19 protein-coding genes and 1 riboswitch are annotated in these 21,312 nt (G+C 70.1%); of the genes, 9 read left to right on the top strand and 10 right to left on the bottom strand.

From position 1 onward, the window contains the following. Positions 1-21: 21 nt before the first annotated feature. On the bottom strand, positions 22-735 hold the full coding sequence (locus tag ACZ6MA_RS15465) for a M50 family metallopeptidase (protein ID WP_469434030.1): 714 nt from the start codon (positions 733-735) through the stop codon (positions 22-24). A 41-nt stretch (positions 736-776) separates the two neighbouring features. Here ACZ6MA_RS15465 and ACZ6MA_RS15470 point away from each other — a divergent pair, with 41 nt between their 5' ends. From ACZ6MA_RS15470 to def, 8 genes are all read left to right on the top strand, one after another. Beyond that, positions 777-1,601, top strand: a complete 825-nt coding sequence (locus tag ACZ6MA_RS15470; RefSeq protein ID WP_469434031.1) for an SOS response-associated peptidase — start codon at positions 777-779, stop codon at positions 1,599-1,601. A gap of 117 nt (positions 1,602-1,718) precedes the next feature. Further along, positions 1,719-2,357, top strand: a complete 639-nt coding sequence (locus ACZ6MA_RS15475; protein ID WP_469434032.1) for an alpha/beta hydrolase family protein — start codon at positions 1,719-1,721, stop codon at positions 2,355-2,357. Between the two features lie 329 nt (positions 2,358-2,686). Continuing rightward, on the top strand, positions 2,687-3,373 hold the full coding sequence (locus tag ACZ6MA_RS15480; RefSeq protein ID WP_469434136.1) for a sigma-70 family RNA polymerase sigma factor: 687 nt from the start codon (positions 2,687-2,689) through the stop codon (positions 3,371-3,373). Further along, a complete protein-coding gene (gene rsrA, locus ACZ6MA_RS15485) occupies positions 3,370-3,705 on the top strand; it encodes a mycothiol system anti-sigma-R factor (RefSeq protein ID WP_469434034.1) in 336 nt (111 codons plus the stop codon). The genes ACZ6MA_RS15480 and rsrA overlap by 4 nt, the downstream gene beginning before the upstream one ends. Positions 3,706-3,966: 261 nt before the next feature. Then, positions 3,967-5,301, top strand: coding sequence for an HD-GYP domain-containing protein (locus ACZ6MA_RS15490; RefSeq protein ID WP_469434036.1), 1,335 nt, complete (start codon positions 3,967-3,969; stop codon positions 5,299-5,301). After that, the gene (locus ACZ6MA_RS15495; RefSeq protein ID WP_469434037.1) at positions 5,298-6,929 is read left to right on the top strand and encodes a metal-dependent phosphohydrolase; all 1,632 of its coding nucleotides are present in this window, start codon (positions 5,298-5,300) and stop codon (positions 6,927-6,929) included. Before ACZ6MA_RS15490 ends, ACZ6MA_RS15495 begins: the two co-directional genes overlap by 4 nt. A gap of 249 nt (positions 6,930-7,178) precedes the next feature. Beyond that, positions 7,179-8,165, top strand: a complete 987-nt coding sequence (locus ACZ6MA_RS15500; RefSeq protein WP_184732785.1) for a tetratricopeptide repeat protein — start codon at positions 7,179-7,181, stop codon at positions 8,163-8,165. Between the two features lie 104 nt (positions 8,166-8,269). Continuing rightward, positions 8,270-8,899: a peptide deformylase gene (def, locus tag ACZ6MA_RS15505; protein WP_469139308.1), complete on the top strand. Its 630-nt coding sequence runs from the start codon at positions 8,270-8,272 to the stop codon at positions 8,897-8,899. Positions 8,900-9,012: 113 nt separating this feature from the next. On the opposite strand, the gene ACZ6MA_RS15510 is transcribed toward def, so the two are convergent. The 9 genes from ACZ6MA_RS15510 to ACZ6MA_RS15550 form a co-directional block, all read right to left on the bottom strand. After that, positions 9,013-10,035, bottom strand: coding sequence for a ribonucleotide-diphosphate reductase subunit beta (locus ACZ6MA_RS15510; RefSeq protein ID WP_469434040.1), 1,023 nt, complete (start codon positions 10,033-10,035; stop codon positions 9,013-9,015). Continuing rightward, positions 10,026-12,407, bottom strand: a complete 2,382-nt coding sequence (locus tag ACZ6MA_RS15515; RefSeq protein ID WP_469434042.1) for a ribonucleoside-diphosphate reductase subunit alpha — start codon at positions 12,405-12,407, stop codon at positions 10,026-10,028. The genes ACZ6MA_RS15510 and ACZ6MA_RS15515 overlap by 10 nt, the downstream gene beginning before the upstream one ends. Positions 12,408-12,577: 170 nt before the next feature. Then, positions 12,578-12,675, bottom strand: a riboswitch (adenosylcobalamin-variant (AdoCbl-variant) riboswitch). Between the two features lie 275 nt (positions 12,676-12,950). After that, positions 12,951-14,576: a monocarboxylate uptake permease MctP gene (gene mctP, locus ACZ6MA_RS15520; RefSeq protein WP_469434043.1), complete on the bottom strand. Its 1,626-nt coding sequence runs from the start codon at positions 14,574-14,576 to the stop codon at positions 12,951-12,953. Beyond that, positions 14,573-14,920: a DUF3311 domain-containing protein gene (locus ACZ6MA_RS15525; RefSeq protein ID WP_469434045.1), complete on the bottom strand. Its 348-nt coding sequence runs from the start codon at positions 14,918-14,920 to the stop codon at positions 14,573-14,575. Before ACZ6MA_RS15525 ends, mctP begins: the two co-directional genes overlap by 4 nt. Positions 14,921-15,026: 106 nt before the next feature. Then, a complete protein-coding gene (locus ACZ6MA_RS15530; protein WP_469434047.1) occupies positions 15,027-15,287 on the bottom strand; it encodes a hypothetical protein in 261 nt (86 codons plus the stop codon). Beyond that, positions 15,284-15,544, bottom strand: a complete 261-nt coding sequence (locus tag ACZ6MA_RS15535) for a hypothetical protein (RefSeq protein WP_469434048.1) — start codon at positions 15,542-15,544, stop codon at positions 15,284-15,286. Before ACZ6MA_RS15535 ends, ACZ6MA_RS15530 begins: the two co-directional genes overlap by 4 nt. A 35-nt stretch (positions 15,545-15,579) precedes the next feature. Further along, positions 15,580-16,008 (bottom strand): DUF7878 domain-containing protein, encoded by a 429-nt coding sequence (locus ACZ6MA_RS15540; protein ID WP_469434049.1) that lies wholly within the window; start codon positions 16,006-16,008, stop codon positions 15,580-15,582. A 135-nt stretch (positions 16,009-16,143) separates the two neighbouring features. Further along, positions 16,144-16,713 (bottom strand): hypothetical protein, encoded by a 570-nt coding sequence (locus tag ACZ6MA_RS15545; protein WP_469434051.1) that lies wholly within the window; start codon positions 16,711-16,713, stop codon positions 16,144-16,146. A gap of 60 nt (positions 16,714-16,773) precedes the next feature. After that, positions 16,774-20,214 carry an ALF repeat-containing protein gene (locus ACZ6MA_RS15550; protein ID WP_469434053.1) on the bottom strand — a complete coding sequence of 1,147 codons (3,441 nt, stop codon included), beginning with the start codon at positions 20,212-20,214 and terminating at the stop codon, positions 16,774-16,776. Positions 20,215-20,763: 549 nt separating this feature from the next. Here ACZ6MA_RS15550 and ACZ6MA_RS15555 point away from each other — a divergent pair. Next, positions 20,764-21,285 (top strand): hypothetical protein, encoded by a 522-nt coding sequence (locus ACZ6MA_RS15555; protein ID WP_469434054.1) that lies wholly within the window; start codon positions 20,764-20,766, stop codon positions 21,283-21,285. Positions 21,286-21,312 lie beyond the last annotated feature (27 nt).

Here is a 21,312-nt window from a genome sequence, read left to right on the forward strand (position 1 = left end):
TACCTTAGTGGCTCGTTCGGGTCACAGTCCGAGCAGCCAGCGCCCGCCGCCGGTCAGTGAGCACAGCGACACGATGTGGAAGAAGCCCAGCCAGATCACCGGCGGTACGTTCGTGAGCCGCGCCAACTGGTCCGCGTCGGAGTCCGGGGCGCCGCCGTGCCGCCGCTTGCGCTGGAGCTCGAAGGCCGGCCGGACACCGCCCAGCAGCAGGAACCACACCACTCCGTACGCGAACGCCGCCTGGACCGCCGGGCCGGTCAGCCAGGAGACGAGGACGAACGCCGCCCCGGCGAGGACGACGGTCAGCACGCCGTAGGCGTTGCGGATCATCACCAGCATCGCGGCGAGCAGCACGGTCGCGCCCCACAGCAGGGCCGTGATGTGCCCGGCGGCCAGCAGCCAGGCGCCGAGCAGGCCGAGCAGCGAGGGGGCGGTGTAGCCGGCGGCGGCGGTCAGGATCATGCCGATGCCGGTCGGCTTGCCGCGCGAGACGGTCAGGCCCGAGGTGTCCGAGTGCAGCCGGATGCCGTCCAGCCGGCGGCCGCTGAGCAGGGCCACCAGCCCGTGACCGCCTTCGTGGGCGATGGTGACGGCGTTGCGCGTCACCCGCCACAGTCCGTAGGGGACGACCGCCGCGAGCGCCACGACGGCGGTGAACACCACCAGCCACATCGACGGGTCGGGCTGGGTGCCGACGACGCGGTCCCACAGGTCGGTGGCGTGCGTGCTGTCCATATGTGCGCGGCTCCTCGGGTCGTCGTGGCAGTGTGGCACTCATGTGCGGGCGATATGCGGCGAGCCGGCGGCCGGAGGATCTGGTCGGGCTCTTCGGGGTGGAGAAATGGGAACCGACGGAGACTCTGGCTCCGGACTGGAACGTGGCACCGACCAAGAGCGTCCACGCGGTGCTCGAGCGTCCTGTGAAGGACGCCGCGGACCGGCGTCCGGTTCGGCAGCTGCGGGCGATGCGGTGGGGTCTGTTGCCGTCGTGGGCGAAGTCGCCGGAGGGCGCCGCGAAGATGATCAACGCGCGGGCGGAGACGGTCCACGAGAAGCCGTCCTTCCGCCGGGCCTTCGCGTCGCGGCGCTGTCTGCTCCCGGCCGACGGCTATTACGAGTGGGTCACCGGGGCCGCCGAGCGCGAGCTGGAGGAGAAGGGCCGTAAGAAGAGGTCCCGCAAGCAGCCCTACTTCGTCACCCCGGCGGACGGTTCGGTCATGGCCCTGGCGGGACTGTACGAATTCTGGCGCGACCCGGCGCTGCCCGGTGACCATCCGGGGGCCTGGTGGGTGACGTGCTCGGTGATAACGACGGAGGCCGAGCCGGAGCCGTTCGCGGACGGCGGCCCGGCGGCCGGGGCCGGGCCGCGCTCACTGGCGGAGATCCACCCCAGGATGCCGTTGGTGCTGCCGCCGGACCGGTGGGACGCGTGGCTGGACCCGGCCCGCACCGACCCCGCCGAACTGCGCGCGCTGCTGGCACCGCCGCCCGCCGGTCTCGTCCGGGCCTACCCGGTGGCGACGGCGGTCAGCGACGTCCGCAACAACGGGCCGGAGCTGCTCACCGAGCTGGAGGCGCCGGAGGAGACGACGCTGTTCTGACAGGCGGCGTTCCGAGAGGCGGCCGGGGCGCGTGAGGGATCGCGGCGGCGGGCGGCAGGATGGCCGGTGGCCGATTCGGCGATCGACTCGGTGACGGAAGAGACCACGGAGGGCCCAGTGGCCGAAGCGACTGTCGAGACAGTGCCGACCCCGGCGGGGGACGCCCGGATCCATTGGTACCCCGCGCCCGGGGCGCGGTTCACGCTCGCCCTCGGGCACGGCGCGGGCGGTGGCGTCGAGGCCCGTGACCTGCGGGCGCTCGCCGCCGCGCTGCCCGGCCGGGGGGTGGGCGTCGCGCTCGTCGAGCAGCCCTGGCGGGTCGCGGGCAAGAAGGTGGCACCCGCCCCGAAGGCACTCGACGCGGCCTGGGTCGCGCTGTGGCCCGCGCTCGCCGCGCCGGGCGTGCCGGTCGTGGCGGGCGGCCGGAGCGCCGGGGCCCGCGTCGCCTGCCGCACGGGCGCGGAGCTGGGATCCGTCGCCGTGCTCGCGCTGAGCTTCCCCCTGCACCCGCCGGGCAAGCCGGAGAAGTCCCGCGCCGAGGAGCTGACGGGGGCCGGGCTGCCGACGCTCGTCGTCCAGGGCGCCCGTGATCCCTTCGGCCGGCCCGAGGAATTCCCGCCGGGCACCGAGCCCGTCGCCGTGCCCTTCGGCGACCACGGCTTCGCGGTCCCGAAGAAGGCGGACCTCACCCAGGAGGACGCGCTCGCGGTGATCACCGACGCCGTCGGCGCGTGGCTGGACGGGCTGCCGCGCTGAGGAACGGGTGGTCGATGACCGGTCGTCGGCTGACGGACCGAGCGATCGGCAAAGATCGTTCAAAGATCCACCATGTACGGGCCGGTGGGAATGCGACATCCGTTGTCGCTGTTGTGCCAGTCGTAGTCACGTACCGGTAGAGCAGAGGATTGGGAGTTCCCCGCATGGGTTCGATCGCTTGCCCGTCCCGCCCGCAGTCGGCCGACCTCGAATGGTCGGTGCTGCGCGTGGCCCGTCCGGCCCTGGCTGGAGCGGCGGGCGCACCGGATCGTCGTCTATTCTCCGATTCGAGCGGGTCCGTATCCGGTTCCGCCACTGTGCTGGAGGAGGTGGGTCCGGTCACTGGGACCGACGCGGGGACGGATGACAGCCAGGAGCGGCAGCCCACGGAGAGCGCTGTCGAGCGCAATGCCCGTTTCGAGCGGGATGCCCTCACCTTCCTCGACCAGATGTACTCGGCCGCCCTGCGCATGACGCGCAATCCCGCTGACGCGGAGGACTTGGTCCAGGAGACGTACGCGAAGGCCTACGCCTCGTTCCACCAGTTCCGTGACGGTACGAACCTCAAGGCGTGGCTGTACCGCATTCTGACCAACACGTTCATCAATTCGTACCGCAAGAAGCAGCGTGAGCCGCTGCGCAGCGCCTCCGAGGAGATCGAGGACTGGCAGCTCGCGCGCGCCGAGTCGCATATGTCGACCGGATTGCGCTCCGCCGAGTCCCAGGCGCTCGACCACCTTCCCGACTCCGATGTCAAGGAGGCCCTCCAGGCCATCCCCGAGGAATTCCGCATAGCGGTCTACCTCGCGGACGTGGAGGGCTTTGCGTACAAGGAGATCGCGGACATCATGGGTACGCCCATCGGTACGGTCATGTCCCGGCTGCACCGGGGCCGTCGTCAGCTGCGCGGAATGCTCGAGGACTACGCCCGCGAGCGGGGACTGGTCCCGGCCGGGGCCACCCCCGGAGCGAAGGGCTCCGACGAGTCGCACAATCGGAAAGGCTCGGACTCATGAGCTGCGGAGACCCGCACGAGACGGACTGCTCTCAAGTCCTCGACCATCTTTACGAGTTCCTCGATCACGAGATGCCCGACGGTGACTGCGCCAAATTCGAGGTGCACATCGACGAATGCTCACCGTGCCTGGAGAAGTACGGGCTGGAGCAGGCCGTGAAGAAGCTCGTCAAGCGCTGCTGCGGCCACGACGACGTCCCGGCCGACCTCCGGTCGAAGGTCATGGGCCGGATCGAGATGATCCGCGCCGGTGAGACCCTGCCCGAACAGGACGTCGTGACCGAGGCCCGGGAGGCCGAGGCCGCCGCCGCGGACGCGGTCTCGCGGGACTGAACCCCCCTCGGGCGACCGGTGGGCTCCCCTTCCCGCGCCCCTCCCGCTCCCCGTCCGGATCGCGTTCCGCTTCGTGCCCGTACCGGGACGGAGCACACCACCACGGCCCGCCGGGCAAACCCCCACGCCGGGGATCATCACCCGAAGGTGTGCATCCGGCGGATACGGGCCGGGCAATCCCCCGTTGCGCCGTTCTCCGGCCGTATACGCGCCTATTCTCCCCATCCACGGGCAAGCCTGAGTGGACGGGGAGGACGCGCCATGTGGGCACTTCCGGCGACGGCGCGCGCCCTGGTCACGGGCGCCGTACTCGCCGCGGCACTGTGCGCCGCCCCCGCGACGCGGGCCGGCGCCGACGTGCCCTGGGCGGCGGTCGCCCTGCTCGCCGTGGTCGGCGTGGCCGCCGAGCGGCTGCCGCGCCGGTCCCTGGTCCTGCCCGCCCTGCTCACCGCGGCGTTCGTGCTGCCGCCGGCCGCCGCCGCGCTCGTCGCCGTGCCGGGGGCGCTCGCCGGCCGGGTCGAGCGGCCCCCCGTGACCACGCGCCGCCTGTGGCACGCGGCCCAGCACGCGCTGGCCGCGAGCGCCGCCTCGTACGTCTTCGCCGCGCTGACCGCCTCCCCGGTCTTCGCCCGGCCCGGGCCCCCCGGGCCGTACGCGCTGCCGCCCGCTCTCGCCGCCGCCCTGGTCTGCGCTCTCGTCGTCACCGTCCTCGACGGGGCGATCCGGAACACCGCCGAGCACCGCCCGCCGCACGAGGCCTGGCGCGGCCTGGTCTCCGGCACGCTCGGGCCCGCGCTCTTCCACGGTCCGGCCGCGCTGCTGGCCGTGATCCTGTGGCACGGACCGTACGGGCCGGCGGCGGCCCCGCTCGTGCTGCTGCCCATGGCCCTCTCCGGCCGGCTCCTGGACAGTGGCCGGCGGGAGCGCGCCGCCCAGCAGGCCGCGGTCCGGGCGCTGGTGCAGGCCGTCGACCTCAAGGACCGCTACACCCGGGCCCACTGCGAGCGCGTCGGGCGGGCCTCGGTGCTGATCGCCCGCGAGCTGGGCATGACCGGTGAACGGCTGGAGGCGATGCGTCTCGCGGGGGTGCTGCACGACATCGGCAAGATCGGCGTCCCCACCCGGCTGCTGCGCAAGGAGGGGCCGCTCACCCCCGAGGAGCGCCGCGTCATCGAACTCCACCCGGAGTACGGCCACGAACTCGTGCGCGGCATCGCCTTCCTGGACGAGGCGCGGGCGGCGATCCTGCACCACCACGAGCGGCTGGACGGCACGGGTTATCCGCACGGGCTGACGGGACATCAGATCCCGGAGTTCGCCCGGGTCGTCGCCGTCGCGGACGCCTTCGACGCGATGACCTCCCACCGCGGCTACAGCCGCGCCCGCCCGGTCCCCGTCGCCCTGGCCGAACTCCACCGGTGCGCGGGCTCCCACTTCGATCCCCGTATGGTCGCCGCCCTCACCCGCGCCCTGAACCGCCCGGGCCGGCGCCCCATCGCCGCTGCCGAGCTCTCCGACCTGGCCTTTTCCACCAGCCGAAACGTCCCTTCGGCCTGTAGTGCGGATCCGGCCATGGGACGTGGGGGCCGGCGGTGACCGGCCGCGGGGCCCGTGGCCCGGGCACCGGCGTCCACCCGGCCGACGTGGAGGGCACGACGGCCCCGGCCGGCCATCCGTCCCCGCCCGGGGAAGCGGCGCCCTGGCCGCCGCGTCTCTCCGCGCCCGCCCCGACGGACCCCGGCGGACGCGGGACACGGCCGAAACCGGAGGGTCCGCCGGTAAGGGGCACGGGCGGAACACGGCCCGGTGCGACGGGCCGGAGCGCGGCGGGCGCGTGGCCGCCCGGGGCCGACGGGCCGTGGGCCCGGCAGCGGCTGTGGCCCGCCGCACCCGCCGAGCGCGCCACCTCCGCCGGCCGGCGGTTCGTGCGGGGGGTGCACGCCGTCGCCGGGGCCGTCGCCGTGCTGGCGGTGGGGTGGACCGCGTGGCACGGGGTGGCGCAGCCACGGGTGGCGCTCGCGTGCGGGGCGCTGATCGCGCTCGGTGAGGCGGTGTGGCGGCCGCACCGGGAGGGGAAGACCGCACCGCCCCGGCGGCCCGCGCCCGTCGGGGCCGCCGGGGCCCTCGCGTACGCGCTGCTCGGCGAGGTCGGGAGCCGGGCCGCCGCGCACGGTGTCCCGCAGGTCGTCGCCGTCGTGCTCGCCGCCACCCTCGCGGGGACGGCGGGGCGGCCGCCCGAGCTGGACGAACTGGCCCGCCGCGTGCTGACCACCGCCTTCACCGCCGTGTGCTTCCAGCCGCCGCACCACACCGGCGCCCTGGACCGGTGGCCCGGCCACGGCCCGTCCTACGTGCTCTACCTCCTGTCGCTCCTCGCGCTCGGCACCCTGGGGGACGCCGTGCTCGCCGCCGCGCTCGCCCGGGCCCGCACCGGCGGCCGGTACGGCCGGGCCCTGCGCGCCGAGCTGCGGGCCGTGCGAGGCCCGGGCGCCGCGATCCACGCGACCGGGGTGGTGATCGCGGCGGCCGTCGGGACCGCCGGGCTGTGGACGCTGCCGCTCCTGGGCCCGCCGCTGCTGCTCGCCCAGCTCGGGGCCCGTCGCGAGGAAGCCGTCCGGGCCGTCCGGCAGCAGAGTGTCGCCGCCCTCGCCCGGGCCACGGAGATCGCGGGCCACGTCCCCGCCGGACGGTCCCACCGGGTCGCGGCGCTCGGCCGGGCCGTCGGACGGGAGCTGGGTCTGAGCGCGGCGCAGCTCGCGGTGGTGGAGCACACGGCCCTGCTCCGCGACGTCGGCGGGCTGGCCCTGCCCGGCCCGCCGCCGCCCGCGGAGCGGCGCCGCGCCGCACTGCTCGCCGGGGCCGTGGCCCGACGGGCCGAGGTGCCCGCCGAGGTCGCCGCGGCGCTGGAGAGCCTGGGGGAGCCGTACCGGGCCCAGCCGCTCGCCGCCCGGATCGTCACCACCGTCGGCGCGTACGACACCTACGACCGGGACGACACCTACGACTGCTACGACGCCTCCGACCCCACCGGCCCCCACAGCCCCTCCGGCCCCTCCGGCAGGAGTGACCGTTGCGACGATCCGACCGGTGACCGGGCGCGCGGGCCCCTGCGCGCGCTGGAGCGGCTCCGGCTGGCCACCGCGTACGACCACGAGCCCCGGGTGGTGGAGGCGCTCGCCCGGGTGCTCGCGCGGCGCGCCCCCGCATCCGCCGGCCCCCGATAGTCCGGCAAACCTTGACTAGCCCGCTGAACCCACGGGTAATGAGCGAGCGTCCAAAGGGGCATGGTTGGATGCGAGAGACGAAGAAAAAGCGGGACCGGGGGGTGTCGTGTGCGCCGCCGTCGGCAAGGAGGTCTGATGGGCGCCGCTCCCCGCGGCACATGAGGTGTGGCAGGTTGTCGTCAGGGAGGACGGCGGCCGCCACCAGGGCGATCCGGCGTGGTTGCACGCAGAAACCGGCAGGCGGGAATCGTGAGGATCTTCGGCAAGGTACGGCACCGGCCTTCCGCCTCGTGGCGGCAGGCCACCGACCGCGCGTTCACACTCATCGGCGACGGCCGGTACGAGGACGCGGGCGCGCTGCTGACACGGGCCGCCGACATGGAGCCGTGGCTGTCCGAGTCCTGGTTCAACCTCGCGCTGCTCCACAAGTTCCGGCACGACTGGGAGCAGGCCCGCGCCGCGGGTCTGCGGGCCGTGGCGCTGCTCGACCGCGAGACGGGCGCTCCCGACTGGTGGAACGTGGGCATCGCCGCGACGGCGCTCCAGGACTGGCCGCTGGCCCGGCGCGCCTGGCAGGCGTACGGGCTGCGGGTGCCCGGCGAGGGCAGCCCGGCCGGTGAGCCGGTCGGCATGGAGCTGGGCAGCGCGGCCGTGCGGCTCTCCCCCGAGGGCGAGGCCGAGGTCGTCTGGGGCCGCCGGCTGGACCCGGCCCGGATGGAGGTCCTGTCGATCCCGCTGCCGTCCTCCGGCCGCCGCTGGGGCGAGGTCGTGCTGCACGACGGTGTCCCGCACGGTGAGCGCGTCACCGCGGCGGGCCCCTCCTACCCGGTCTTCGACGAGATCGAGCTGTGGGCCCCCTCACCCGTACCCACCTGGGTGGTGCTCTTGGAGGCCGCGACCGAGGCCGACCGGGACGCCCTGGAGCGGCTCGCGGCCGACGCGGGCTTCGCCGCGGAGGACTGGTCCTCCTCGGTGCGGCTGCTGTGCCGCACCTGCTCGGAGAGCCGGATGCCCAGTGACGAGGGCGACGGGGAGCACCTGGACCCGCACGACCACAGCGAGCCGGGCCACCCGGGCCCGCTGGGCCACCGCACGGCGGGCTCCGGCTCGCTGTGGGTGCCCGAGCGCGAGGCCGGGATCGCCGCCCCCGCCGGGCTGGTGCGCGGCCTGCTGGACGGCTGGGTCGCCGACAGTCCCGATTCCCGTGAATGGCGGGATCTCGAAGAGGTCTGCTGAGCGGAGGCCCGCCGTGGGCCCCGGCGCCCGTCGTGACCCCCGTACTCTGTAGGGATCCTGCGGGATACGAGTTTTCCGGGTTCTGAGAGAGGCATACGGCCAACATGGCGCAGCATGAGAGCGAGCAGCCGGTGAACGGCGAGTTCATCGTGGACACCGAGGACTGCGAGGCGCGCGAGCTCGCGTACCGTGAGCGCGGCACCTCCCGTCCGATCACCGTCGTCGGCAACCCCGTGCTGCACCGGGAGTGCAAGGACGTCACGGAGTTCGACGACAAGCTCGCCCAGCTGATCGACGACATGTTCGCCAGCCAGCGGACCGCCGAGGGCGTGGGCCTGGCCGCGAACCAGATCGGTGTGGACCTCAAGGTCTTCGTCTACGACTGCCCCGACGACGAGGGCGTCCGGCACACCGGGGTGATCTGCAACCCGGTCCTCGACGAGCTGCCGGCCGACCGCCGTGTCCTGGACGACTCCAACGAGGGCTGTCTGTCGGTCCCCACCGCCTACGCCTCGCTGGCCCGCCCCGACTACGCGGTCGTGCGCGGCCAGGACGCGAAGGGCAACCCGATCGCGATCGAGGGCACCGGCTACTTCGCCCGCTGCCTCCAGCACGAGACCGACCACCTCTACGGCCGGCTCTACATCGACCGCCTCTCCAAGCGCGAGCGCAAGGATGCCCTCCAGCAGATGGCCGAGGGCACGCCGCGCTACGAGATCGTTCCGAACGACTGATAGCACGACGAGGGCCCCGCTCCTACCGAGCGGGGCCCTCGTCGTGTCTTTGCCGCCTGCGGCGGCGAGCGCCCTGCGGGCGCGTCCTCAATCGCCGGACAGGCTGGTTTTGATCAGAACTCGTCGTCGAAGGCGACCGAGCCCTCGACCGCCACCTGGTACGCGGACGCGCGGCGCTCGAAGAAGTTGGTCAGCTCCTGGACGTTCTGCAGCTCCATGAAGGAGAACGGGTTCTCCGAGCCGTAGACCGGTGCGAAGCCCAGACGCTGCAGGCGCTGGTCGGCGACGCACTGGAGGTACTCGCGCATGGACTCGGTGTTCATGCCCGGCAGGCCCTCGCCGCACAGGTCGCGGCCGAACTGCAGCTCCGCCTCGACGGCTTCCCGCAGCATGTCCGTGACCTGCTGCTGGAGCTCGTCGTCGAAGAGGTCGGGCTCCTCCTGGCGGACGGTGTCCACGACCTCGAACGCGAAGTTCATGTGCATGGTCTCGTCGCGGAAGACCCAGTTGGTGCCGGTCGCCAGGCCGTGCAGCAGACCGCGGCTGCGGAACCAGTACACATAGGCGAAGGCGCCGTAGAAGAACAGGCCCTCGATGCAGGCCGCGAAGCAGATCAGGTTCAGCAGGAAGCGACGGCGGTCGGCCTTCGTCTCCAGCCGGTCCAGCTTCTCGACCTCGTTGATCCACTTGAAGCAGAACTGGGCCTTCTCGCGGATCGAGGGGATGTTCTCGACCGCGTCGAAGGCGGCGGCACGGTCGTCCGGGTCGGGGAGGTAGGTGTCCAGCAGCGTCAGATAGAACTGGACGTGCACGGCCTCCTCGAAGAGCTGCCGCGACAGGTACAGCCGCGCCTCGGGGGAGTTGATGTGCTTGTACAGCGTGAGGACGAGGTTGTTGGCCACGATCGAGTCGCCGGTCGCGAAGAACGCGACGAGGCGGCCGATCATGTGCTGCTCGCCCGGGGACAGCTTGGCGAGGTCGGCGACGTCCGAGTGGAGGTCGACCTCCTCGACCGTCCAGGTGTTCTTGATCGCGTCGCGGTAGCGGTCGTAGAAGTCCGGGTACCGCATCGGGCGCAGCGTCAGCTCGAAGCCCGGGTCGAGCAGGTTCTTCTGTTCGGACGACATTACTGGCATGCCTCGCAGGACTCGGGGTTCTCAAGGGAGCAGGCGACGGCGTCGGCGTCGGGCGCCGGGGCCTGCTGGACGGGGATGGTGGCGGCGGCGCCGGCCGAGCGGGCGATCCGGGTCGCCGGACGCGAGCGCAGGTAGTACGTCGTCTTGATGCCCTGCTTCCAGGCGTACGCGTACATCGAGCTGAGCTTGCCGATGGTGGGCGAGGCCATGAAGAGGTTCAGCGACTGGCTCTGGTCCAGGTACGGCGTACGGGCCGCGGCCATGTCGATCAGGGCGCGCTGCGGGATCTCCCAGGCGGTGCGGTAGAGGTCGCGCACCTCCTTGGGGATCCAGTTCATGTCCTGGATCGAGCCGTTGGCGTCCGTCATCGCGTCCCGCGTGGTGCGGTCCCACACGCCGAGCTGCTTGAGGTCCTCCACCAGGTAGGTGTTGACCTGGAGGAACTCACCGCTGAGCGTCTCGCGCTTGAAGAGGTTGGAGACCTGCGGCTCGATGCACTCGTACACACCCGCGATGGAGGCGATAGTGGCCGTCGGCGCGATGGCGAGCAGCAGCGAGTTGCGCATGCCCGTCTTCGCGATCCGGGCGCGCAGCGCGTCCCAGCGGTCGGCCCAGCGCTGCTCGGCGTTCGGGTAGTGGTCGGGGTGCAGCACACCGCGCGCGGTGCGGGTCGCGGCCCACGCCGGGTGCGGGCCGTGCCGCTCGGCGAGGTCGGCGGAGGCTTCGTACGCCGCGAGCATGATGCGCTCGGAGATCCGGGTGGACAGCTCCTTCGCCTCGGCGGAGTCGAAGGGCAGCCGCAGCCGGAAGAAGACGTCCTGGAGGCCCATCAGGCCGAGGCCCACCGGGCGCCAGCGGCTGTTGGAGTTCCCGGCCTGCTCGGTCGGGTAGAAGTTGATGTCCACGACGCGGTCGAGGAACGTCACGGCCGTACGGACGGTGCGGTCGAGCTTCTCCCAGTCCATCTCGCCGTCGGCACCGAGGTGCTGCGCGAGGTTGACCGAGCCGAGGTTGCAGACGGCCGTCTCGCCGTCGTCGGTGACCTCGAGGATCTCGGTGCAGAGGTTCGAGGAGTGGACGACCTTGCCGGGCTCGGCGGTCTGGTTCGCGGTGCGGTTGGAGGCGTCCTTGAACGTCATCCAGCCGTTGCCGGTCTGCGCGAGGGTGCGCATCATCCGGGAGTACAGCACGCGCGCGGGGATCGTCTTGATCGCCTTGCCGTCGGCCTCGGCCTTGCGGTAGGCGGCGTCGAACGCGTCGCCCCACAGGTCGACCAGCTCGGGGGTGTCGGCGGGGGAGAACAGCGACCAGTCGGCGTCCGCCTCGACGCGGCGCATGAACTCGTCCGGGATCCAGTGCGCGGTGTTGAGGTTGTGCGTGCGGCGTGCCTCCTCACCGGTGTTGTCGCGAAGCTCCAGGAACTCCTCGATGTCCGCGTGCCAGGTCTCCAGGTAGACACAGGCCGCGCCCTTGCGCCGGCCGCCCTGGTTGACGGCGGCGACGGAGGCGTCCAGCGTGCGCAGGAACGGCACGATGCCGTTGGAGTGGCCGTTGGTGCCCCGGATCAGCGAGCCGCGCGAGCGGATGCGCGAGTAGGACAGGCCGATGCCGCCGGCGTGCTTCGACAGCCGCGCCACCTGGTGGTAGCGGTCGTAGATCGAGTCCAGCTCGTCCAGCGGCGAGTCCAGCAGGTAGCAGGAGGACATCTGCGGGTGCCGGGTACCGGAGTTGAACAGCGTGGGGGAGGACGGCAGGTAGGAGAGCGTGCTGGTCAGCCGGTACAGCTCGGCCACGTCGTCCAGGGCCCGCGTCGACTGGTCCTCGGCGAGGCCGCAGGCCACGCGCAGCAGGAAGTGCTGCGGGGTCTCGACGACCTGGCGGGTGATGGGGTGACGCAGCAGATAGCGGCTGTGCAGGGTGCGCAGGCCGAAGTAGCCGAAGCGGTCGTCGGCGCCGTCGGCGAGCGCGGCGTCCACGAGGGCGTCCAGGCGCTCGGCGTGGGTGACGACGAACGCGGCCGTCTCGTCGGCGATCAGACCCTCGCGGTGGCCGACCGCGACGGAGGCGGAGAAGGAGAGGGCGCCCTGTCCGGCCGCCTCGTCGGCGATCGCCCGCGTGAGCAGTCGCGCGGCGAGCCGGGAGTACTCCGGCTCCTCGGCGATGAGCCCGGCGGCGGCCTCGGTGGCCAGGGACCGCAGCTCGGCCTCGTCCGAACCCGGGTGCCGGCCGCGCAGCGCGGCGGCGGCGACCTTGCCGGGGTCGGTGGCGGGCAGATCGGCGGTGAGGTCGGTCAGGGTGCGCAGCAGCGCGGTCCCGGGGCCGCCGGTCGCTTCCGCTGTCGCTGAGACCGGATCGGCGGGCGCGATGGTCACGTGGGGCTCTCCCTCGCTCGGCAGTGGTGTGGGCCGGGCGGGCGGGCGCGACGGGCGCGTACGGGCGCACCCCTGCACCAGGGCATGCCACGCAGCGTCCACCGGCCCAACCCGCGAGACCCGGACGAATTCGACGCCCTGTTCCGAGTGGTGGCTCGGAGGCGGGCGCGCTGTCGGCAGGTCCTCGGACTCTTGGGTACGTAAAACCGCACACATACACCGTTGCGGGACAGTTCCGGATTTCCACCGGATTCCCCTGCGGCGACAGCGAGGACGAGCATACATCTAGTGCTGCCACTCGTACGCGCCCCCACATCTTGTGTCGCGCGGTAATGAGCTGGGTGCGGAATGTGCTAGAGCGCCCGGGTGTTGGACCTCGAATCCCTATTGGCGTGAGCCCCCGTCACGGCCCTTCGCGGCCCCGCGCGAAGGCCCTCCGGAGGGCCTCTGCGAGCGCCTCGGCGGCGCCCGCACGGCGAAGGCCGCCGCCCCCCTGTTCGTCGGGGAGCGGCGGCCTCAGAGGCGCGGTCGGGGGCGTCGGGGTCAGTGGCCGCCGGGGGCTCCGGCGGTGGCCGCCGGAAGCTTCTCCACCACGCCCGGGTCGCCCGCGTCGGCGGTGTAGTCCGACGCCTTCGTCTCGTCCACACCGTCCGGCGCGCCGAGCTTTCTGAGCACGAAGGTGAGGACGATCACCACGAGGACGTTGAGGACGAAGGCCGTGAGGCCGATGTAACCCTTCTCACCGATCAGCGGGATGAGGTTGGTGTTGCCGAAGTGGTCCTGCGTGGCGCTCGGCGTGGCGTAGGCCCGCCAGGTGCCGTAGACCATTCCGGCCGCCCAGCCGCCGAGCAGCGCCCAGCGGTGGCACCAGCGGGTGAAGAGCCCGCCGACCAGGGCCGGGACGGTCTGCAGGATCCAGATGCCGCCGAGCAGCTGGAAGTTGATCGCGACCGTTTTGTCCATGGTGAGCACGAAGACCAGCGCGCCGACCTTCACCAGCAGCGAGGAGAGCTTGGAGACCTTCGCCTCGTGCTCGGGCGTGGCGTCCGGCTTGATGAAGTCCTTGTAGATGTTGCGGGTGAACAGATTCGCGGCGGCGATCGACATGATGGCCGCCGGGACGAGCGCGCCGATCCCGATCGCGGCGAACGCGACGCCCGTGAACCAGTCCGGGAACATGTTCTCGAAGAGTTGCGGGATGGCCAGCTGGCCGTTCTTGACCTTGACCCCGGCGGCGAGCGCCATGAAGCCGAGGATCGCCAGCAGCCCGAGCATCAGCGAGTACAGCGGCAGGATCGTGGTGTTGCGGCGGATGACGTTACGGCTCCGGCTGGAGAGCACGGCCGTCACCGAGTGGGGATAGAGGAAGAGCGCCATCGCCGACCCGAGGGCGAGCGTCGCGTACGCCCACTGCGCCTGCGGACCGGTCACCAGGGAGCCGCGCGGCTTGCCGGTCGCCGGGTTCTCGGCCGCGAGCGCCTCGCCCGCCTTCGCGAAGATGTCGTCGAAGCCGCCGAGCTTGATCGGGATGTAGACGATCGCCACGATGATCACGATGTAGATCAGCGCGTCCTTGACGAAGGCGATCAGCGCCGGCGCCCGCAGCCCGGCGGAATAGGTATAGGCCGCCAGCACGCCGAAGGCGATCAGCAGCGGCAGGTCCTTCATGAACCAGTTCGACCCGCCGCCCACGCCCATCACGTCCAGCACGGCCTGGATGCCGACCAGCTGGAGCGCGATGTACGGCATCGTCGCGAGGATGCCGGTGAGCGCGAGGGCCAGCGACAGCCCCTTGGACCCGAACCGGCCGCGCACGAAGTCCGAGGAGGTCACGTAGCCGTGCTTGTGCGCGACCGACCACAGCCGGGGCAGGAAGGTGAAGACCAGGGGATAACAGAGGATGGTGTACGGCACCGCGAAGAAGCCCGCCGCGCCGCCCGCGTAGATCGCCGCCGGGACGGCGACGAAGGTGTACGCGGTATAGAGGTCACCGCCCAGCAGGAACCAGGTCACCCAGGTGCCGAACGAGCGCCCGCCCAGCCCCCACTCGTCGAGATTGTTCGCGTTCTCCGCGCGCCGCCACCGGGAGGCGACGAAGCCCATGACCGTGACGACCAGGAAGAAGAAGAGGAAGACGGCGAGTGCCACGCCGTTCACGCCGTCCTTCACCGCCGCTCACCCCCCTTGCGGACGCGCTCCTGGCGCCGCACGATCACGTACGCGACGACGGTGAGCACGGTCGAGAGGATGACCCACAGCATCTGGTACCAGTAGAAGAACGGCATGCCGATGAAGGTGGGAGTGAGCCGGGAGTAGGAGTCGACCCACAGCATCGCGCCGAAGGGGATGGCCAGGCACACCCCCGCGACGACCATGGGCACGGTGACGGCGGTTGCCGTACGGCCGCCCTGGTGTCCGAACTCCGGTGACGTCGCCGACTGCTGAGGCACGTGCGCGGGTGCCCCGGCGGGCTCGGCGGGTTCGGCGGGTGGTTCGGTTGGTGGTTCCGTCATGTGGTGACTCCCCCCTGTGTGATCACTGCGTGATGCGCAGGGAATCTAGGGGAGGGTGCTACTGGGCGTCACCCCCTGTCCGCATATCGGTATGGCAACGTCGTCGTCAACGCCACTGGGGAGGGAGGGCGGACGCCTGCCGCTCCCGCTTCCAGCCCTCGGGCCGGTACTTCGGCGCCCACCACTGCGCGCCGTGCTCCACCCAGTGCTCACGTATCTCGCGGACCTGCTCCGGCGTCGTGTCCCCGATGCCGGCCTCGGTGCCACAGCAGTTACAGATGGTGCCGACGGGCCAGCCGTCCTCCCGGAAGGTTCCACCGTCGGAGTATCCGCAGACGCGGCAGACGTCCTCGGAAGCGCTGGTCATCGCCACTCGGCCGGGATGTTCTCCGACTGCTTCCGCATGTCCCAGCCGGGCGGCTGCTTCGATGGATAGGCCCACTGATGGCCCTTGGCCGTCCATAGCTTCCGGTACTCCCGAACGGCTTCCAGCGAACCGTCCTCGTAGCCGAATTGGACGTTGCAGCAGAGGCAGAGGTCCTGACTTCCGCTTCCGTGGGCCCATGTCGGCTCGGCGTAGGCGTAACCGCACACGCGGCAGACGTACTCAATGCCCTGTGTCACCGAGTTCCTTTTCATGTATCGGTCGATCACGCTTCTTATGTAGGCTTTTGGGTGCGACTTGTGTCGGGGATAAAGCCCGCGTCGATCCCCATCGCCTCGGTGTCGTTCCGCACAGATCTCACGAAGCGGTCGATCTCGCCCGTGAGAGTTTCCCACCCCACAGGGCGGCTCCATGATTCAGGCTCGAAAATGGAGCCCACGGACCGCCCTCCCTGGCGTTCTGTGATGCGAACCGAACCGATCTCCTCGAAGGACATCGAATCGAAGTCGAAATCCCCATGGCTTGACTGCATGAGCCAGGTGGCCAACTCCATGGCCAGCTCGGCCACGGGAAAGAGCGATTCAGAGTAGATCACACGATCACCATCGGTGATCCTCATGTCCGCTTCGATGTGGACGAGCAGTTCTCCCAGCGAACGTCCCCGCAAGTCTTTTGCGTTGAAATTCCGGTAAGAGATGATCATTCTTGCACCCATGCCATGGACTGAACGGGACGCGCGTTTGACCCTAGCGGCTGCGACGTAGGCAGCGCCTCCGGCGGTGAGGCCCTCCTCCTCGAAGGGGCGGAGGGCCTCAACGGACTCCGAAGTATCCGTTCGTCACTGTGGTGTAGACGTGGACTTCATATAGATCGTCTGCGGTGTTACGCGACGATCCACCAGAACCTGGAATCGAGCACCGTTCGGTGATGTGGCATCACCGAAGAAGTCATACTGCTTATTCGGATCGAGCTTCCAGCCGAACCGCTTCATATCCTTTTCGAGAAATGGCGGCTCGGTCGGTGAGATCTTCTGGCCGTCCTGGGTGTTGGCCCAGGCGCCAAAAGGCCAATGTGACGGATTCTTGACATCGATATCGTATTCCTTGAGGAAACGGTCGAGGCAAGCCTGCGGGGCGCGAAAGCTCAGACTGAGGCTCTCTTCCCCGCGCTGTGCGGAACCCGAGAATCCGACTTTCTGTACGTCACATGTCGGCAGCTTGAGATCGAACGACTTCAGAACCTCCTCCAGGCTTTCCCCGGCAGGGCTGCCGGGGTACGCCCTGGAGTCCTTCTCACCCTGTGAACACCCGGCAAGGGTAATGGCGGAGAGGACGGACAGGGCCGCTACGGCTCCTGCCTTACGGGTTCGCCGAGTCCTTCCCGATGGTGCCGGGGGCCATGCCCGCATGGTTTCTCCTTGGTGGATCGGCGGCCTTGGCCGGTAGGTCGGATCCGGCGAAAGCCGGATCTAGTCGAGGTGCGCCGTCTTGCTGCCTTGGATGTTGAAGTGGCGGCCCAGATTGTACTTCGGTGCTCGCGCAAAGGGGCCCAGGGAGAGCCGTGCCCCTGCGACAAGGGGGAAGCTCTCGTCGGAATCGAAGTTGTAGCGCTTGTCGACGTCGAGGCGGTAGTCGCCACTCAGCTTGACTTTGCCGTCGTTCCCCACAGTGCCCTTGAGGTTTCCCGACACTCGGTAGTTCAGACCGCGAAGAGCGAAGAACAAATCTCCACTCGACCTCGGGAAGCTGTGTGACTTCCACAGGGAGTCGACGTTGAGGCTGCACGTCGAACCTGCGCCGCCCGTGCACTTCTTGGCTGCTTCCTCGGCGAAGTAGGCGAGGTTTCCGTTGATTACGTTCTTGAAGCCAGGGTTGTTATATATCTTCCCCATGTCTCCGGAGTCCAGCCTGTACGTGTTGCCGGACTGCATGACCCAGTGCGTGAAGAGGCCGCAACTCAGCGGAAGGAATCCGCCGCCGCAGGCGCCGACCTCGGCCAAGCCGATCTCCTTGGCAATGGACTCCGTGTTCCAGAAGCGGTCCCAGAGTCCGGCCGAGCCATATTTGACCTCGTCGGCCTGGTCGCTGGCAGGCTTGGAATTCCCCTTGCCCGTGATGGATACCCCATCCGTTCCCTTGCCGCCGAAGAGGGCCAAGAACTCCTTGAACATCTTCTCCTGGGCGTAAGTGACGGCCTGAGTCGCGACCTTGGCCGCTTCCTGGGCGTCCTTACCTGCGGCGACGGCCGAACTCTGCGCACTGGCCGCGGAAGAGTAGGCGTCACTCGCGTATGCGGCAGCCTTGCTGGCCGAGTAGTCGGCCCAGGCCGCAGAATCGCTGGCTTCCTTGGCATCGTTCGCGGCGGCGTCGGCGGCACTGCGTGCCTGCTTGGCGGACCGGGCCGCGCTTTCGGCCGAGGCGTCAGCCTGGTTGGCCGACTCAAGCGCCTTGTCGGCGTAACCCTGCGCTTCCTGGGCGGAGTTCTTCGCCTGTTCGGCGTAGCCCGCCGCGTCTTTGGCCGCACCGCTGGCAATGGCGGCGGCTTCAGCGGCCTTGGCCGCGTTCTGCCGTGCCAGTGACGCGGAGCGGGCGGCGTCGGCGACGAGGCGCTGGACTCCGGCCACGTGGACCGCCGTCTCATAGTCCCGCTTGGCGGCCTTGTACTGGCCCACGGCGACGAACGAACGCATCAGGGGAGGTGGCCCCGCAAGTGCGATCTCGGCCGATGCCTTCACATAAGGGCCGCCGCTGTTCAACAGCTTGAGGGTCGCGACGCGGTCGTCTTCCTCGAACGCCTTGTACTGACCGGACCGCAGGAATTCCTCGAACGCCTCCGGTGTGTCTGCGTCGATCGCGGCGCTGCCGGCCTTCTGCAGGGCCCGGCCGCCCGTGTTCATGATTTTCAGGATCGCGGCCCGGTTGTCGTCGGCCTGAGCCGCGTACTGGCCGTTGCGCAGGAACTCCTGAACCTCCTTGCCGGTGCCGGCGATCACAGCTGACGCCGCCTTCTTCAGCTTCGGCTTGTCGGAGTCGGCCATGTGCGCCACACGGGCCCGGTCGTCCGCGGTGGCAGCGAGCTGCTGTCCGTTGCGCAGCCATTCCTGGACGTTGGCGTCGGTGCCGGCCAGCGCGGCGGATGCGGCTTCCTGGGTCCACGGGCCGCCGACGCTCGCGAGTCGCAAGGCCGCCTTCCGGCCCATGGCCACGGCTGCCTTCGTGTCGGTGCCGGGCTTGACGGCGTCGCCGAGCAGCTTCTGCGTCTCAGCGTCCATCCGGACGGCTTCGGCCTGGTCCTCGGAGGCCAGGGACTGCTGCTCTTCGAACTCCTTGCGCAGCGCGGTCGCCGCCTGGACTGCCTTGGCCTTGTTGGCTTCCAGCATCGCGGCCTCGGTCTTGCGCGCGGTCGCTTCGACGTCACGTGCCTTTTTGGCCGCACCGGCCGCCGTATCCGCTGCCTTGGCGGCCGCGTCGGCGTGCTCGTTCGCCTTCTTGGCATCCTTCGCGGCTTGCCCGGCATGCTCGGCCGCCTCGTCGGCCGCCTTGGCCGCCGCCCGGGCGTGCGCGGCGGCGTCGCGTGCCGCCTCGCGGGACTCGCGGGCTGCGGAGGCGGCTTCGCTCGCCAGAGACTCGGCGGAATTCGCGGCGCTGTTGGCTGTGGCGGCCGCCTCGCGGGCTCGGGCGGCGGCTGCGTTGGCGCGGCGTGCCTCTGCTCCCGATGCCTCCGAGTAACCCCCGGCCTCCGCGGCCGCCTCGGCGGCGCCGGCGGCGTGGGCCGCGGCACTGGCAGCCGACTTGGCCGCCTGGATGGACTCACCCACCGCCGCCATGGTCTGCCCGAGAACCTCGATCATGTCTTCTGCCTTGGCGGCCGCGTCACGGGCTTCCTTGGCGGCCTGACGTGCCGCTCCGGCTTGGCCTGCGTCCGCAGCCGCCGCGTTCGCCGACTGGTAGGCGCGTGATGCGGCTTCGCCCGCGGCCGCAGCGAGGGATGCCGCGGCGGAGGCCGCGTTCGCGGCGACCCTGGCCGCGGAGTGGGCCTCGTTGGCCGCCGCGATGGCGGTCTGCGCGGCATCGGCGGCCGCGCTGGCGGCGTCCGCCGCCCGACCGGCCGCGTCCGCTGCCCGCTCCGATGAATTCTTGGCTTGCTTGGCTTCCGCAGCCGCTCGCAGCGCGGCTTCCTTCGCCGCTTTCGCCGAGGCCACCGCGCGCGCTGCGGCCTCCTTCGCCGCGTCTGTCTCCTCGCGTGCCTTCTTCCCTGCCGCCTTGGCCGCGTCGGCGAGCTGGGCGATCGTCATCTGCTCCTTGTCCCGCGCGCGGGCGAGGTGCTGGCCGTTGTCCAGAAACTCGCGGACGTCGGCCGGGGAACCGTCGAGGGCTTCCTCGCCGGCCTTTTGCACCTGCGGAGTACCAGAGGAAATGATCTTGAGTGCGGTGACGCGGTCATCCTCCTCCTGAGCCTTGCCCCGACCCTCCAGGATGAAATCCCGCAGCGCGTCGACGGTGCCCTTGTCCATCGCCTTCTGGCCGGCGCGCTTGACTCCCCGGTCCCCTACGTTCATGAGGGTCAGGACGGAGACTCGCAGGTCATCCTCCCAAGGAGCCTTCCAACCCGACTCCCGGAACTTCCGCAGATCCTCGGCGGAACCGTCAAGGGCCTTCTCCGCAGCAGTCCGGACTCCCTTTCCGCTTTCGCCCAGCAGCCGTATGACCGCGACTCGGTCGTCTTCTTCCAGAACGACCTTCTTCCTGTTGTTCAGGAAGTCCTTCACCTGTTCGTCCGAGCCGACGAGTGCCTTCTCCGCAGCCGCCTTGGTGGCTCTGCCTCCGGTGAGCCACAGTTCGAGGGTCTGGGCCCGTTCGCTGGTCGTGGTCGGATCGGCAGGCTCGGCCGTGGCCGGGGCCGCTCCCATGACTGATGTGGCCAGTACTCCCGTGGCGAGCGCGAGGGCCGTGGATATCAGGCCCGTGGAACGCGCTCTAGCCGCACGGGGCGACGTCTTTCTCTTATTGATCATTTTCCCTCGAAGCTACGCCGGACCACTACGGATCCGTCATGCGACGGCAGTTGCTGCCGACACGCCGGTTGATCATATATCGCGAAAACGGGCATCACGGAGCTTTGAAGCGATCCGCCTGAAGGGTGCAAGATCAACTAAAGGTGCTTTAGGTGTCGCATCCATCTTTGTGGTATTGATACTCGTTGATCGTCTCCATTCGGTCGGACGTGACGCTTCCGGTCTTCTTGGAAGTGATGGCGTGTCAGCTCCATTTTTCGGACACACCGTCTCAAGTGATATCAATAGCTCCGCCAGTCCGAACCTCGGGGCAGTTACCGCGCCGTCAGATACAGACAACGGCGACCGGGGAGCCTCGCGACCCCGGTTCCTCGCCGGGCAGGCATGCGTGCGCGTTTCCGCATGCGCGTTTCCCACTGCTTTGATTACGAGGACGAAGAACCCATGAGGTTGATTTCTCGACTGCTTGCCGCAGGCGCTGCCGCCGGAGTAGTCGTCAGTGCCACGGCGCTGACCGGAACCACCACCGCAGTCGCCGTCGAAGGGAAGGACACTCCCCCGGTTGCCGCGCAGTCGTCGGCTGTGGAGGACTTCGAATACCCGCAGGCCGGCAAGATCCTCGAAGAGCGCGGAATCAAGCTGAAGAGGGGTGACGGGCACATAGTGCTCGCCGAATGCGGCAGCCGCCCGGGCCTGATCGAGGTGCGAGCGCGGGACATGGAGGAGAAGAAGGGGAAGGGCATCTTCTGTTTCCGCGTCACCGGAAAGCAGGGCTACCTGAGCCTGGAGGTTCCCGCGGTCTATGGGGCCAAGGGCAATGACTACTCAGTGCGCGTCAACATGGTCACGGATGCCGAAGAGAAGTCCTGGAACCTCAAGAAGAACACCTGGACACCGGTCGGGGAGACCTCAGATCCGGGTAAGGAGCGGGACTTCACCCTCCTGGAGATCGTCGCCAACAAGTAGCGACACCAGCCGTTCCGCAGGAGACGC

The sequence above is a fragment of the Streptomyces sp. NPDC042259 genome, assembly GCF_055582085.1.

What these genes read in the sequence shown, in the direction of transcription:
- ACZ6MA_RS15465 (WP_469434030.1), bottom strand. Translation starts at nt 735, where the DNA reads ATGGACAGCACGCACGCCACCGACCTGTGGGACCGCGTCGTCGGCACC.
- ACZ6MA_RS15470 (WP_469434031.1), top strand. Translation starts at nt 777, where the DNA reads ATGTGCGGGCGATATGCGGCGAGCCGGCGGCCGGAGGATCTGGTCGGG.
- rsrA (WP_469434034.1), top strand. Translation starts at nt 3,370, where the DNA reads ATGAGCTGCGGAGACCCGCACGAGACGGACTGCTCTCAAGTCCTCGAC.
- ACZ6MA_RS15490 (WP_469434036.1), top strand. Translation starts at nt 3,967, where the DNA reads ATGTGGGCACTTCCGGCGACGGCGCGCGCCCTGGTCACGGGCGCCGTA.
- def (WP_469139308.1), top strand. Translation starts at nt 8,270, where the DNA reads ATGGCGCAGCATGAGAGCGAGCAGCCGGTGAACGGCGAGTTCATCGTG.
- ACZ6MA_RS15510 (WP_469434040.1), bottom strand. Translation starts at nt 10,035, where the DNA reads ATGCCAGTAATGTCGTCCGAACAGAAGAACCTGCTCGACCCGGGCTTC.
- ACZ6MA_RS15525 (WP_469434045.1), bottom strand. Translation starts at nt 14,920, where the DNA reads ATGACGGAACCACCAACCGAACCACCCGCCGAACCCGCCGAGCCCGCC.
- ACZ6MA_RS15530 (WP_469434047.1), bottom strand. Translation starts at nt 15,287, where the DNA reads ATGACCAGCGCTTCCGAGGACGTCTGCCGCGTCTGCGGATACTCCGAC.
- ACZ6MA_RS15540 (WP_469434049.1), bottom strand. Translation starts at nt 16,008, where the DNA reads ATGATCATCTCTTACCGGAATTTCAACGCAAAAGACTTGCGGGGACGT.
- ACZ6MA_RS15545 (WP_469434051.1), bottom strand. Translation starts at nt 16,713, where the DNA reads ATGCGGGCATGGCCCCCGGCACCATCGGGAAGGACTCGGCGAACCCGT.
- ACZ6MA_RS15550 (WP_469434053.1), bottom strand. Translation starts at nt 20,214, where the DNA reads ATGGGAGCGGCCCCGGCCACGGCCGAGCCTGCCGATCCGACCACGACC.
- ACZ6MA_RS15555 (WP_469434054.1), top strand. Translation starts at nt 20,764, where the DNA reads ATGAGGTTGATTTCTCGACTGCTTGCCGCAGGCGCTGCCGCCGGAGTA.